This is a genomic window from Leclercia sp. UBA7405, from assembly GCF_037152215.1.
GTDB classification, from domain to species: Bacteria; Pseudomonadota; Gammaproteobacteria; order Enterobacterales; family Enterobacteriaceae; genus Enterobacter; species Enterobacter pneumoniae.
Genome location: NZ_JBBCMR010000001.1, coordinates 1,772,789 through 1,786,909 on the forward strand (window position 1 = coordinate 1,772,789; position 14,121 = coordinate 1,786,909).

Annotated in this window: 11 protein-coding genes and 2 pseudogenes; 7 read left to right on the plus strand and 6 right to left on the minus strand. The window is 56.7% G+C overall.

What is annotated here, in order from left to right; translation table 11 throughout:
* Nucleotides 1–55 precede the first annotated feature (55 nt).
* Together prs and dauA are read left to right on the plus strand one after the other, a co-directional pair.
* The gene (gene prs, locus WFN75_RS08670; protein WP_040078464.1) at nt 56–1,003 is read left to right on the plus strand and encodes a ribose-phosphate diphosphokinase; all 948 of its coding nucleotides are present in this window, start codon (nt 56–58) and stop codon (nt 1,001–1,003) included.
* A 120-nt stretch (nt 1,004–1,123) separates the two neighbouring features.
* The gene (gene dauA, locus WFN75_RS08675; protein ID WP_336996031.1) at nt 1,124–2,800 is read left to right on the plus strand and encodes a C4-dicarboxylic acid transporter DauA; all 1,677 of its coding nucleotides are present in this window, start codon (nt 1,124–1,126) and stop codon (nt 2,798–2,800) included.
* Here the strand turns inward: dauA and WFN75_RS08680 are convergent.
* Nucleotides 2,795–3,829 (minus strand): MerR family transcriptional regulator, encoded by a 1,035-nt coding sequence (locus tag WFN75_RS08680; RefSeq protein WP_336996032.1) that lies wholly within the window; start codon nt 3,827–3,829, stop codon nt 2,795–2,797. The genes dauA and WFN75_RS08680 overlap by 6 nt on opposite strands.
* 116 nt (nt 3,830–3,945) lie before the next feature.
* Nucleotides 3,946–4,221, minus strand: a complete 276-nt coding sequence (gene ychH / locus WFN75_RS08685) for a stress-induced protein YchH (protein WP_046885176.1) — start codon at nt 4,219–4,221, stop codon at nt 3,946–3,948.
* 273 nt (nt 4,222–4,494) lie between these two features.
* Here ychH and pth point away from each other — a divergent pair, with 273 nt between their 5' ends.
* A complete protein-coding gene (pth, locus tag WFN75_RS08690; RefSeq protein ID WP_040075229.1) occupies nt 4,495–5,079 on the plus strand; it encodes an aminoacyl-tRNA hydrolase in 585 nt (194 codons plus the stop codon).
* A 126-nt stretch (nt 5,080–5,205) separates the two neighbouring features.
* A complete protein-coding gene (gene ychF, locus WFN75_RS08695) occupies nt 5,206–6,300 on the plus strand; it encodes a redox-regulated ATPase YchF (protein WP_040075227.1) in 1,095 nt (364 codons plus the stop codon).
* 58 nt (nt 6,301–6,358) lie between these two features.
* Here the strand turns inward: ychF and WFN75_RS08700 are convergent, their stop codons facing one another.
* Together WFN75_RS08700 and yncE are read right to left on the minus strand one after the other, a co-directional pair.
* A complete protein-coding gene (locus WFN75_RS08700) occupies nt 6,359–8,353 on the minus strand; it encodes a TonB-dependent receptor domain-containing protein (RefSeq protein WP_046885157.1) in 1,995 nt (664 codons plus the stop codon).
* 10 nt (nt 8,354–8,363) lie between these two features.
* Nucleotides 8,364–9,422, minus strand: a complete 1,059-nt coding sequence (gene yncE, locus WFN75_RS08705) for a 7-bladed beta-propeller protein YncE (protein ID WP_336996033.1) — start codon at nt 9,420–9,422, stop codon at nt 8,364–8,366.
* Between the two features lie 267 nt (nt 9,423–9,689).
* Here yncE and WFN75_RS08710 point away from each other — a divergent pair, with 267 nt between their 5' ends.
* The 3 genes from WFN75_RS08710 to WFN75_RS08720 all read left to right on the plus strand — a co-directional run bounded on the left by WFN75_RS08710 (nt 9,690) and on the right by WFN75_RS08720 (nt 13,138).
* Nucleotides 9,690–11,978, plus strand: a complete 2,289-nt coding sequence (locus WFN75_RS08710; protein WP_336996034.1) for an FdhF/YdeP family oxidoreductase — start codon at nt 9,690–9,692, stop codon at nt 11,976–11,978.
* Between the two features lie 100 nt (nt 11,979–12,078).
* On the plus strand, nt 12,079–12,816 hold the full coding sequence (locus tag WFN75_RS08715) for an AzlC family ABC transporter permease (protein WP_212475663.1): 738 nt from the start codon (nt 12,079–12,081) through the stop codon (nt 12,814–12,816).
* Between the two features lie 55 nt (nt 12,817–12,871).
* Complete coding sequence (locus WFN75_RS08720) at nt 12,872–13,138, plus strand: AzlD domain-containing protein (protein WP_286783680.1); 267 nt, start codon at nt 12,872–12,874, stop codon at nt 13,136–13,138.
* On the opposite strand, the pseudogene WFN75_RS08725 reads toward WFN75_RS08720, so the two are convergent.
* Both WFN75_RS08725 and WFN75_RS08730 read right to left on the minus strand, forming a co-directional pair.
* A pseudogene (locus WFN75_RS08725) lies at nt 13,136–13,918 on the minus strand (phosphate/phosphite/phosphonate ABC transporter substrate-binding protein); the annotation flags it as partial. The gene WFN75_RS08720 and the pseudogene WFN75_RS08725 sit on opposite strands and share 3 nt — an antisense overlap.
* Nucleotides 13,881–14,109 (minus strand): annotated as a pseudogene (locus tag WFN75_RS08730) (fatty acid desaturase); the annotation flags it as partial. The pseudogenes WFN75_RS08730 and WFN75_RS08725, both read right to left, overlap by 38 nt.
* Nucleotides 14,110–14,121 lie beyond the last annotated feature (12 nt).

The following is a 14,121-nucleotide window of genomic DNA, read 5'->3' on the forward strand; positions in this document are numbered from 1 at the left end:
GCACAGTTTTTGGCGAAGGTTATCCACCACTGGACGCATGCCTGAGGTTCTTCTCGTGCCTGATATGAAGCTTTTTGCTGGTAACGCCACCCCGGAACTAGCACAACGTATTGCCAACCGCCTGTACACTTCTCTCGGCGACGCCGCTGTAGGTCGCTTTAGCGACGGCGAAGTCAGCGTACAAATTAACGAAAATGTACGCGGTGGTGATATTTTCATCATCCAGTCCACCTGTGCTCCAACGAACGACAACCTGATGGAATTGGTTGTTATGGTCGATGCCCTGCGCCGTGCTTCTGCAGGCCGTATCACGGCTGTTATCCCTTACTTTGGCTATGCCCGCCAGGACCGTCGCGTCCGCTCCGCGCGTGTGCCAATTACCGCTAAAGTTGTTGCTGACTTCCTCTCCAGCGTAGGCGTTGACCGTGTTCTGACGGTTGACCTGCACGCTGAGCAGATCCAGGGCTTCTTCGACGTTCCGGTTGATAACGTATTCGGCAGCCCAATCCTGCTCGAAGATATGCTGCATCTCAACCTGGACAATCCTATTGTGGTTTCTCCGGATATCGGCGGCGTGGTTCGCGCACGTGCTATTGCCAAACTGCTGAACGACACCGACATGGCGATCATCGACAAGCGTCGTCCGCGCGCTAACGTCTCTCAGGTGATGCACATCATCGGTGACGTTGCTGGCCGCGACTGCGTGCTGGTTGATGACATGATCGATACCGGCGGCACCCTGTGCAAAGCCGCGGAAGCCCTGAAAGAACGTGGTGCTAAGCGTGTATTTGCTTATGCAACACACCCTATCTTCTCGGGTAATGCGGTAAACAACCTGCGCAACTCCGTTATTGATGAAGTTGTGGTTTGCGACACTATCCCGTTAAGTGATGAGATCAAGGCGCTGCCAAACGTGCGCACCCTGACCCTCTCCGGGATGCTGGCCGAAGCGATTCGTCGTATCAGCAACGAAGAATCTATCTCGGCTATGTTCGAACACTAATCGGACGCAGCCTGAAAACCCGCTACGGCGGGTTTTTTTGTCTGTGAGTTTTATTTGTATGATTAATGCCTCCTTCACCTGCCATTGATATGACAGATGATGCGCACACGGATGATGATTGTGAAAAACGCTTCCTCTCATGTTCTGCCCTTTCGCGCCCTCATCGACGCTTGCTGGAAAGAGAAGTACACCCTGTCGCGCCTGACGCGTGACCTGATAGCCGGGATCACCGTCGGCATTATCGCCATCCCGCTGGCGATGGCGCTGGCGATAGGCAGCGGCGTGGCACCGCAGTATGGCCTCTACACCGCCGCAGTGGCGGGGATCGTTATCGCCCTGAGTGGCGGATCGCGCTACAGCGTCTCCGGTCCCACCGCCGCCTTTGTCGTGATTCTCTATCCGGTTTCCCAGCAGTTTGGTCTTGCCGGCCTGCTGGTTGCCACCCTGATGTCAGGCGGATTTCTGATCCTGTTTGGCCTGGCGCGCTTCGGCAGGTTGATTGAGTACATCCCTCTTCCGGTGACCCTGGGCTTCACCTCCGGGATCGGGATCACTATCGGGACCATGCAGATAAAAGATTTTCTTGGCCTGCAGTTAACGCATGTGCCGGAACATTACTTGCAAAAGGTGGGCGCGCTGGCGATGGCGCTGCCGACGGTCAATCTGGGGGATGCCGCGATTGGCATCGTCACGCTCGGCACCTTAATTCTGTGGCCACGGTTAGGTATTCGCCTGCCGGGGCATCTTCCGGCGCTACTGCTGGGCTGTGGGGTCATGGGCGTAGTGAACCTGTTGGGTGGGCAGGTGGCCACCATCGGTTCGCAGTTCCATTATCTGCTGGCGGATGGCACGCAGGGCAACGGTATTCCGCAGCTGTTACCCCAGTTGGTTTTACCCTGGGATATGCCGGGTTCTGATTTCACCCTGAGCTGGGATTCCCTGCAAGCCCTGCTTCCCGCCGCGTTTTCAATGGCGATGCTGGGTGCTATCGAATCACTCCTGTGCGCCGTGGTGCTGGACGGCATGACGGGCACTAAACACAACGCCAACAGTGAACTGATAGGCCAGGGGCTGGGGAATATCGTTGCGCCGTTCTTTGGCGGGATCACCGCCACGGCCGCGATTGCCCGTTCTGCCGCCAACGTACGCGCCGGGGCGACGTCGCCCATCTCCGCGGTGATCCACGCCCTGCTGGTGATCCTCGCCCTGCTGGTGCTGGCACCGTTACTCTCATGGCTGCCACTCTCGGCGATGGCTGCCCTGCTGCTGATGGTGGCCTGGAACATGAGCGAGGCGCACAAGGTGGTGAACCTGCTGCGCCGGGCCCCGAAAGACGACATCATCGTGATGCTCATCTGTATGTCCCTGACCGTCTTGTTCGACATGGTGATAGCGATTAGCGTCGGGATCGTACTGGCATCCCTGCTCTTTATGCGCCGCATTGCCCGCATGACGCGACTTGCCCCGGTAAACGTCATTGTGCCCGACGACGTGCTGGTGCTGCGGGTTATCGGCCCGCTGTTCTTCGCAGCGGCAGAGGGGGTGTTTAATGACCTGGAGGCCCGAATCGTAAATAAACGCGTCGTGGTGCTGGAGTGGGACGCAGTGCCGGTACTGGATGCGGGCGGTCTGGACGCCTTCCAGCGCGTTGTGCAACGTCTGCCGGAAGGCTGTGAATTGCGGATCTGTAACCTGGAGTTCCAGCCGCTGCGCAGTATGGCGCGTGCGGGGATCCAGCCAGTTGCTGGCCGCTTGTCATTCTATCCGACCCGCGACGCAGCGTTAGAAACGTTATGAATAGCGGCGCTGCATCATGATGCCAATCGCCTGTTGTAGCCAGTCAAGCACTTCAGGCGTCATCCAGGTCCCTTTCATCAGATGGGGCTCCTGCTCCATCGCCTGGCGAAATTTCTGCTGCGTCACCGGGTCGGTCCCTGCATAGGACTGAAACAGTTCGAGCCACGTTTGCGCCAGAGCCTGCGCCTGTGGGCTCGCGGCTGACAGCCCTTCCCGACAGGCCTGGTGCAGTTCCGCCACCAGCGAGGGCCACTCCATCATCCGATCAAAGTAGTGGGCGCGGGTAAAGGCCATCTCCTGCGGGGTGAGATAGCGCTGCCAGATGGCGAGCTTGCTCTCGGCAAAGGCCCGGGTGATAAAATCGAGGATATTGGCGTTGATACCGGTCTGTTCGCGCATCTGCGGCTCCACGCTGTGCATCTCGTTCAGCCGGGTCAGAAACTCGGGCTTGCCGGCGGTGTCTTGCTCCAGCTGCGTCATCCAGCGGGTGGCTAATGCTGTCGCACGCGGATCATCCACCCCGACGCTCTCTTCCAGCAACGCCTGCGCCTCGGCAACCAGCCCGCTCCAGGTAGCGGCCAGCGCCTCTCCCTGTACGGCAAACGGCAACTGCTGTAACTCTTCTTTGCTAAACCAGCGATCGTACATATTCATTAACTCCAGCGTGTGTAGCCAGGACTCCAGATCGGGCTCGCCGCCGGCGGCCAGTTCGCAGCGCAGGCCAGCCAGCTGCTCTCGCAGGGTATGAATGCTGCGTAGTTGCTTATCCAGCAAGGCAATTTGCCCATCAAGCAGTTCAGCCATAGAGTGCGTATCCCGATCGAGGCAATCCTTTATCTCAGCAAGCTCCAGCCCGGCTTTAGCCAGCACCTGAATACGGTGCAGGCGCTGAACATCCGCCAGGTTATAGAGTCGGTAGCCTGCCGCACTTCTGGCAAAGGGGAGCAGTAAGCCTGTTTGTTCATAGTGGTGAAGTGTCCGGACGGTGATCCCCGCTCGCGTTGCCAACTGCCCAACCTGAATTAACATTGCTGCTCCTTTTTTCGCGCCATCGATGACACTGTGGATCCTGACGTTACGTGAGGGTCAAGGCAAGGGGCAAAAAAAAACGGCTCCCGCAGGAACCGTCTTGATGGCATCCCAGATTAACTGGGCTTATGTTGATCGCGGCGACAACGTTTGTCGTAGTGGCGTACCCACCAGTATTTGTCGCAGACCTGCTCATGGCCGCTGACGCGGGCTCCTGCGAGCCAGAGAACGGCGCCCAGGAAGATGCTCAGTATCGCGCCATGCGCAAAGTATTGTGGCAGGTTAAATTGCGGAAGCTGGTTTAAAATAGAGTAACCGACGCCCCCTACCATGACGATCAATCCCAACCCCATGAGCACGTTACCGAGTAACGAAGCGTTTCTGCGTTTCATGTGTCACCTCCGGAACTTTGGGTTGCAGGGTTAACTATCCCTAATCCTGATGTGCAAAGTATAGACAGCCCCCCTTTTATTGATTGCGGGAGCGATCACATTTATGCACTTTGAGTCAACAAAACTTTACAAATAACCTATTGAGCTACTTGAAAATCTAATGATTCATCGGGGCAATTATTCCATTCCCAAACATCGGGCGGCAGAATTTTGTCAAGCGGCGCGGCAGACAGTACACTACGCGCCAGACTTAGAACCCTCAGGAAGTTAAACGTGACGATTAAATTGATTGTCGGCCTGGCCAACCCTGGCGCGGAATATGCGGCAACCCGCCACAATGCGGGCGCATGGTATGTCGACCTGCTGGCTGAGCGGTTACGTGCCCCCCTGCGCGAAGAGCCGAAATTCTTCGGCTATACCTCCCGCATTAACCTTGCCGGCGCAGATGTGCGTCTGCTGGTGCCGACCACCTTTATGAATTTAAGCGGCAAAGCCGTGGCGGCAATGGCCACCTTTTATCGCATCAACCCGGACGAAATCCTGGTGGCGCATGATGAGCTCGACCTGCCGCCCGGCGTGGCGAAGTTTAAACTCGGTGGCGGCCACGGTGGCCATAACGGCTTAAAAGACATTATTAGCAAACTGGGCAATAACCCGAATTTCCACCGTTTGCGCGTCGGGATAGGCCATCCGGGCGATAAAAACAAAGTTGTAGGCTTTGTGTTAGGTAAACCTCCCGCCTCCGAGCAGAAATTGATCGACGACGCGGTTGACGAAGCGGTGCGTTGTACGGAGATCTGGATTAAAGAGGGCTTAACCAAAGCCACTAATCGTCTGCACGCTTTCAAAGCGCAATAAGCGGCGTCACGCCCCTTTTTTGCCCCGCGCGCTGCGGGTTACGTGTATAATAGGCGTAGTTATTTACTTTTCTTCGACTCGTTATGTTTAACGTGTTAAATATCAAGATATTAAGGTGATTCAGAAATGGGATTCAAATGCGGTATCGTTGGTCTGCCTAACGTTGGCAAATCCACCCTGTTCAATGCGCTCACGAAAGCGGGTATCGAAGCGGCTAACTTCCCGTTCTGTACCATTGAGCCAAACACCGGTGTCGTGCCGATGCCTGACTCACGCCTGGATCAGCTGGCAGAAATTGTTAAGCCACAGCGTATTCTGCCGACGACGATGGAGTTCGTGGATATCGCGGGGCTGGTAAAAGGGGCTTCTAAAGGTGAAGGTCTGGGCAACCAGTTCCTGACTAACATCCGTGAGACCGAAGCGATTGGCCACGTTGTGCGTTGCTTTGAGAACGACAACATTATCCACGTGAACAACAAAGTGGATCCGGCTGACGATATCGATGTTATCAACACCGAGCTGGCGCTGGCGGATCTGGATACCTGTGAACGTGCGCTGCAGCGCGTGCAGAAGAAAGCCAAAGGCGGCGACAAAGACGCGAAAGCGGAACAGGCTGCGCTGGAAAAATGTCTGCCACAGCTGGAAAACGCCGGCATGCTGCGTGCGCTGAAAAACTTGACCGATGAAGACAAAGCGGCGATCAAATACCTAAGCTTCCTGACTCTGAAGCCAACCATGTATATCGCAAACGTCAATGAAGACGGTTTCGAGAACAACCCTTACCTGGATAAAGTACGTGAAATCGCCGCTGCGGAAGGCTCCGTTGTGGTGGCGGTTTGTGCGGCTGTTGAATCCGACATCGCTGAGCTGGACGACGCCGACCGTGAAGAGTTTATGGCCGAGCTGGGTCTGGAAGAGCCGGGTCTGAACCGCGTGATCCGTGCGGGCTACCAGCTACTGAACCTGCAAACGTACTTCACCGCTGGCGTGAAAGAAGTGCGCGCATGGACCATCCCGGTAGGCGCAACGGCTCCGCAGGCGGCTGGTAAAATCCATACCGACTTCGAGAAAGGCTTTATCCGTGCACAGACCATCGCCTTCGACGACTTCATCACCTATAAGGGTGAGCAAGGGGCGAAAGAGGCCGGTAAGATGCGTGCGGAAGGGAAAGATTACGTAGTGAAAGATGGCGACGTGATGAATTTCCTGTTCAACGTCTAATCTCTCCCCTGCCCAAACAAAAATCCACGCCCCGGCGTGGATTTTTTTTTAGCTGTCCTTAGAACTCAACCCTTGCGCCAAGGTTGTAGCGGCGCCCTTCCAGGACCGACGCTTCGTTATAAGAGGTGGAATGAAGCGGATTCGCATCAAACAGGTTATAGATGCCCGCCATTAACGTCAGGTTCTTATTCACCCGATACCGCGTCCCCAGATCCATTACAGCATAGGCTTCGGTCGAGGTGGATTTACCGATATCCGGCGTGTTGCTCCGCCAGCTCGCTTTCGTCCAGAGTTCCAGATCGTTCAGCGCTTCCCAGGTCAGGGAGATATTGGCCATGCTGGTCGGGAATTCGTTCAGCGCATCCCCTTTATACTGGCCGCTCTTCTGCTCGCTGTGGGTATAGGTGTAGTTGACGTTAGCCTTCAGGGTCGGCGTGGCCTGCCAGTCACCGTTCAGCTCCAGACCATAAATTTCCGCATCACTGACGTTAAAGTACTGGGAGACCGATTCGGCTTCATAACCGTTGTAGACACACATCTGCGTCGCGGTCGCGGTACAGATGGTGTAATCGCTGATCTTGTCTTTGAATTTGGTGTGGAAGACTGTGGCATCCAGCGCCAGCGTATCCTTCTGCCAGTAAACCCCCAGCTCGGTGTTGACGCTCTTCTCCGGTTTCAGGTCGTCATTACCGATTCCAATCTCAGAGTAGGGATAGCTGCCATACACGCTGGTAAAGCCGGAGTTGTTCTGACGGAGATCTGGCTTTTTATAGCCCGCAGAGACACCGCCTTTTACTGCCCAGTTTTCATCGAGCGTCCAGTTGCCGTAAAGTTTTGGCGTTACGTGGTAGCCGAAGTAGCTGTCGTGATCCAGACGCGCCGAGGTGGTCATCGTAAAGTCTGGCACAATCATCCAGGCATCTTCAGCGAATACCGCCCAGCCATCGCGGCTGATCTTGCTTACCGGCGTTACCCCTGGCACCTCTTTGTCGGCGATGCCGAAGGTGTCGTCCAGCTCATTACGCGTATAGTTTGCCCCCAGCGTCAGCTTGTGATCGCCCAGGGTGAAAGTGTTGGCACTGTTGGCCTCAAAGTTATTCTGCTTGACGAATTGCGGTGACAAATACGGCACGCGGTACTCAGTACGTGCTTTTTCATAGCTGACAAAGTTCTTCGACTCAAGGATATCACCGTACCAGGCGTGCTGAGACAGCGAGATCGCATCGCGATCGAAACCCCAGTACCAGGGGTTACCGTGGCGGGTTTTCTCCTGATGCCCTTTGACCGCATTGAGATCCCAGAGCTGTGTGTCGGTCGGCGACATGGAGATGGTGGCATCCAGGTTGCCCGCCTCGTGCTTAACAAAGCGCTCTTTATCGGGGCTGTCATCATCGCGACGATCCAGATAATCCGCCGCCAGGCTAACGCCAAGCTTGCCCGGAATAACGGGCCCCATCAGGAACAGATTGGTCTGGTTGGTATTACCGTATTCGCTCTTTTCCTGCAGGAAGTAGTTATCCTCCAGCACGCCGGTCCAGCTATCAAGGTTATAGCCTTTTTTGGTGATCACGTTGACCACCCCACCGATGGAGTCCGAGCCATACAGCGAAGACATAGGTCCACGAATGACCTCTATACGCTCGATGGCCGCGATTGGCGGCATAAAGGCCGCTTCGGTACCAATGTGGTGACCATATGGACGAGATTCACGGGTCCCCTGCTTGATCCCGTTCACCATATACGACGTATAGGACGAGTCCATACCGCGCATCTGCACGTCACCGGTCGCCAGGCTACCGTTGCCGCTGCCCGTTAACACACCCGGCATCTCCCGGAGTGCCTCGGTAACGTTCTGGTTCGAGCGGGTGTTCAGCTCTTTCTCATTGACCACCGAGATGGTGGCCGGTGCTTCGCGGCGCTCCTGGCTGAAACCGGTGGCGGTTACTACCAGCTGATCTTCGTTCGCCGGATCGCTATCGGCGGCGATGGCGGCAGGCGTTATGCCGGTTAAGGCGAGCGAAATCGCCACGGCCATGCGTGTCCTGGTTATCACGACGTATTCCTTAAAGTTGGGTTAAATCGATCTTGAGAACGTAGTCAGCCTTATTCGCCTTCTCATCCTGTTTCACGCTGACATACAACGTGTTGGCATCGGGAGAGAGCACCAGGCTGTTAGGCATCGCCGCCGTTGTAATGGTGTGTTTGACGGCGTTGGTTTTCGCATCGATGACGCTAATCTGGCGATCGTTACGATGGGTGACATAGACCTCGTTGCGCACGCCGTTGTAAAGCGCGGCAATGGAGTTCGGGGTGGCGATGCGTTGCTTTAGCTTGCCGGTCGCCAGCTCGACCACCAGCACATCGCGCGTATTGGTATCTGCGATATAGCCCACGCCCGCTGCGGGGTTAAGCGCAATATTGAGGAAGTAATGGTCGGTCTCTTTGGGATCCACCTTCACGCGCGAAAGCACCTCTGAACTCTTGCCATCCAGGGTCACCAGCTCGCCGCTTCCGGTTACGGCATAGACTTTGTCCGCTGCAGCATCCACCGCAAACCCAACCGGATCCATCCCTTCGAGGGTCTTCGTCAGTGCCTGTTTTTGCGTATCCACGACCCACAGCAGCCCTTTTCCTTTGCCGCCCATGCCGGAGATATAAAGACGCTGATGCTTCTTATCCAGCACCGCTTCGCGCGGATGGATCCGTTTCTTAGGATCGCTGGCGTCACTCAGTTGCAGGGTTTTGATCGCCTTGCCGCTGCGGGTATCCAGCGCGGTGATGGAGCCATCCAGCGCATTGCCCATCCAGAGCACGTGGTTCTCCTGATCGAGCGCCAGCGCAAAGATACGCCGTTCGGTATCGATGCTCTTTTTCACCGCCAGAGAGTCTGCAGCCAGTTCGAAAAGGATGCCGGTGGTTTTGTCGGCCGCAAAAGAGGGGGAAGAGGCGGCATAGATCGTCTGCCGGGCGTTGTCATAGGCCAGTTCGTAAACCCCGTGCCCCAGCGCCTGGGAGTGAAAATCCTTTTCGCTAAATGTTTTTGCTAACGCTGAACCAGAGTACAGGGCCAGCGCAATAGCCACTGCGTAGAATGCTTGTTTCTTACGTTGTTGAATTGTCATGTCATTTTTCTTTACATTTAATTACGTAAAGCAAATGATAATTATTATTAATATCATATTCAATTGCACTGCAAGCTTAAATACCTACCAATTTTTGCCTTATTTGCGCATTTATTAACCACCGGATATTAAAATGCCAACCCGATCCCGCTTTTCCTCACGAAAGTACGGTGTCAGTGACCCAATGTTTACTTTTCTCCACGTCTAAAAATGCTATTACTAATAAGCAACATTTATGTAGCAATTTCAGATCAGTCAGGAGTTCCAATGAATAAGAAAAGACGCTCCGTTCCCGGCATCCGTCATTACGATGGCCCCGCTGGGGGATGGGGAGCGCTGAAAGCCACCGCCATCGCCGTACGCACTCAGATGGATGCCCTGGAAGCCCCTGCTACGCTGTTACGCACTAACCAGCCCGACGGCTTTGACTGCCCCGGCTGCGCATGGCCCGATAAAGAACACAAATCCACCTTCCAGTTTTGTGAAAACGGCGCAAAAGCCGTCACCTGGGAGGCGACCACCAAACGCGTCACGCCGGAATTTTTTGCCAACAACAGCGTCTCCTCGCTGTGGGCTAAAAGCGATTATGAGCTGGAGGGCTATGGCCGCCTGACCCACCCGATGGTGTATGACAAAGCCAGCGACACCTTCCGCCCGGTTGAGTGGCAAGAGGCATTCAGGCGAATCGGTGAGAAACTCCGTCAACTCGAGCCCGATGCCGTTGAGTTCTATACCTCTGGCCGGGCCTCGAATGAAGCGGCGTTTTTACTGCAGCTTTTTGCCCGCGAGCTGGGCACCAATAACTTCCCGGACTGCTCCAATATGTGCCACGAAGCCACCAGCACCGGCCTGCCGCGCTCAATCGGCATCGGCAAAGGCACCGTATCGCTGGAGGATTTCGATAAAACCGAGCTGGTTATCTCTATCGGCCATAACCCCGGGACTAACCACCCTCGGATGATGGGCACCCTCCATGAGCTGTCGCGCCGCGGCGTGCCGATCATCGTCTTCAACCCGCTGCGTGAACGCGCTCTGGAGCGCTTCGCCGATCCGCAAAGCGTGGTTGAGATGGCAACCCTGGGTTCGACAGACATCGCGTCAACCTACTTTCAGGTCAAAGCAGGCGGCGATGCCGCCGCGCTAAAAGGGATCGCCAAACATCTGCTGGAAAGAGAAGTACGTGAGGGCGGGATCCTCGACCAGCCGTTTATCGATGCACATACCCAGGGATTTGCCGATTTCGCCGCGGATATCGCAGCCACGGGCTGGGAAGAGATTGAGCAAGAGTCCGGGTTAACCCGTGAGGATCTGGACGCGGTAGCGCGCGCCTACGCTAAATCGAACGCCACTATCATTACCTATGGCATGGGCGTTACTCAGCACAACAAAGGCACCGCTAACGTGCGCCTGATTGCTGACCTGCTCCTGCTGCGCGGCAATATTGGAAAGCCCGGTGCGGGCATCTGCCCCCTGCGTGGCCATTCAAACGTACAGGGCAACCGCACGGTGGGCATCACCGAAAAACCGACCGCCGCCTTCCTGTCCCGTATCGAAGAGGTGTTTGGCTTTACCCCGCCGACAAAACATGGCCACGATGCGGTGATGGCCACCCAGGCGATGATCGCCGGGGAAGCCAAAGCGCTGATTTGCCTGGGCGGTAACTTTGCCGTGGCGATGCCCGACCATGAACAGGCGTTTCCGGCACTGCAGAAGCTCGACCTTAGCGTCCACGTAGGCACGAAGCTAAACCGCACCCACCTGCTGGTGGCGAAAGAGACCTGGCTCTTCCCGTGCCTGGGACGCACCGAGCTGGATATGCAGCGCACCGGGCGTCAGTCGATAACGGTTGAGGACTCCATGTCGATGGTACATGCCTCGTCGGGAAAACTCCGTCCCGCCTCGCCTCACCTGCTCTCAGAGCCGGCCATTGTGGCCGGGATGGCGAGAGCCGCCCTGCCCGACAGCAAAGTCAACTGGGAGGAGCTGGTCGCTGATTACGATCTGATCCGCGATCGTATTGAGCAGACTATTCCCGGCTTTACCGACTACAACCAGCGCATCCGCACGCCGGGCGGTTTTCGCATGCCCTTACCGCCTACCGAACGCGTCTGGCCTACCCCAAGCGGCAAAGCGATGTTCTCGGTCTTTGAGGGGGTTGATGAGAACGCCAAAGGGGTGGGCGAGAGTGTACTGCGCCTCATAACCCTGCGCAGCCATGACCAGTACAACACCACCATTTATGCCATGGATGACCGCTACCGCGGGGTCTTTGGCCGCCGCGATATTCTCTTTATGAACGAAGAGGACATGACGGAACGTGGGCTGGAGCATGGCGACAGGGTAGATATCGAAACCGCGCTGCCGGGTCACGCCCAGCGTCTGGAAGATATTACGGTGGTCGCCTACAGCATCGCCCGGGGCTCGGTTGGGGCCTATTATCCGGAAGCCAACGTGCTGGTGCCGCTGGATTATCTTGATAAAGAGAGCGGCACTCCTTCTTACAAATCGGTACCCGTTCGCCTTACGCTGCGCTCGAAAGAGATCCGCCCGCTGTAGCGTTTGTCATGCCGGGCAGTACGCCCGGCATAAATTTTACTGTCGCGCATTCCCCGTTTTCTGAAGATAATCACCCGGTGAGGATAAAACGGGACGCGCGATGTTAATGAAAACACAACCACTCCACAGGGATGCCGTTTTGGCGTTTCGCGCAGGCGTATCGGCCTGTTTACCAACCATTCCGGGCTACTGGAGCATTGGCTTTGCCGCCGGCGCCATAGGCACCCTTTCCGGTTTCACCACCCTACAAACCGCACTGCTGGCCAGCCTGCTTTACGCCGGGTCGGCGCAGTTTCTGTTTTACTCCCTCTGGGCGACGGGGGCAGAGGTCGCCTCGGTGGTGTTCAGCGTTCTGCTGGTCAACCTGCGTTATTTACTGATGAGTTCAGCCATGAGCGTCTTTTTTCGCGAACACACTACCCTGCAAAAGATCGTGAGCGGCCTGCTGTTAACGGACGAAACCTTCGGCGTGGCGGTACAACATGGCAGCCAGCAAAGCAAAGTCCGCTTTGCCTGGATGTTCGGGCTGAACGTGGCCGCCTGGCTAAACTGGATCCTGGCCTGCGTGGTAGGGGCATGGCTCGCCGCTGCGCTGCCAGCGGCATTGATGGAGGGGCTGAGCTTTAGCCTGGTGTCGATGTTTATTGGCCTGGTGCTGATGCTATGGTTTGCCAGCCAGCGCAAAATTCTGGAGACCTTCAGCATTTCGGCGGCGGTTATCGTCACCCTCTTCACCGCCGGGCAGACCGATATCAGCATTGTTATTATCATTGCCGCCTCGGTGGCCGCGACCCTGTCGACCCTGGGTCTGCGCCTGTTCTACAAAGGAGAGCGCTAATATGGAGCGAAATATTCTGCTGGCGATCGTCGCGTCTGCCCTGGTGACCGCCCTGATGCGCACTATACCGATTTTGCTGCTATCACGTTTTCGGCTCGCCCCGGTGGTGCAACAGTGGCTGAGCTTCATCCCCGCCGCGATCATGGCGGCGATCATCACCGCCGAGCTGCTGGGTAAACCGGCGCTTACTCCCTCCGGCATGAGTCTCTCCCTCGTGGCGGCCATCGTCGCTGCGGTGGCCGGGGTGGCGACCCGGAGCCTGTTTGCCACGGTCATCGTCGGCATGATGGCCTTCACCGCACTCAATTTCTTTTTCGGATAGACGCGTGACCCCGAGCCCGGCGGCGGCATCACGCCGGGTCAACAGCACTTGCCACGCCTCGCGCGCCATTGCGCTAAATCCCCTGATCAGCACCCTTTGCGCCGTCGGGCTGTGAGCGACCTCCTCCAGTGCGCCGCGTAATGCCGACAGCGTCGCATCCGACGTGCCTGCCGGGGTGATGAGCGGCAGCCCCGGCGCGAGTGGGCTACGGCCGATAATAGATAACCCCTGCAACAGCTCCGGCTCATGACGCTGTAATAGCGCCCAGGTCACACAGTCGATCGCGGCAATATCCGCCTGCCCTTCGCGTAGCGCCACCAGCGACTGGCGATGGCTGCCGCTAAAGAGGGTCGCGGCGAAAAAATGCGTTTCAACGCCGAGCCCGGCGATCATGCCCAACAGCACGTTATAACCGGACCAGGAGTCGGGGGCGTTACACACCACCCGTCGGCCACGAAAATCCGCCAGGGTTTTGCCCCCCTCTCCTGAGCGGGCCACCAGCCAGCTGCGGTAATGAACGCCTTCGCATCCCAGCGCCGAGTAATGAAACGCCCCCACCACCTGCACATCGGGTAGTTGGGTCATTAAAGGAAAGCCGCAACTCTGGCTCAGGAGCAGATCGGGGCTGCGCCAGTGGTGGAGAAGGTCCCTGGGCAAGACGGGTTGAAGATGATCGACGGCCAGCCCCTGCTTCACCAGTTGCGTTTTTACCGCCAGCCAGAAGGCCTGGTTGTCATCCGGATTAACCGCGTACATGGGAAAGGCGAGCGGACTGCTCATCCGCGCCTACCGGATGGGCAGTGACATCCAACGGGCGTTTCCAGAACTGGCGTAACCATTCGCTATCCCCCCCTTACCACAATTTCCTGGTTGCGCCGGTGATAACGTACCCTGTCGCGCAGCCACACCGTGCGAAGACCGTACCAGGGCACCCCCGGCAGGTCGTGATATAGGGAATGATAGTTGAGATTAAAAACCGCAGC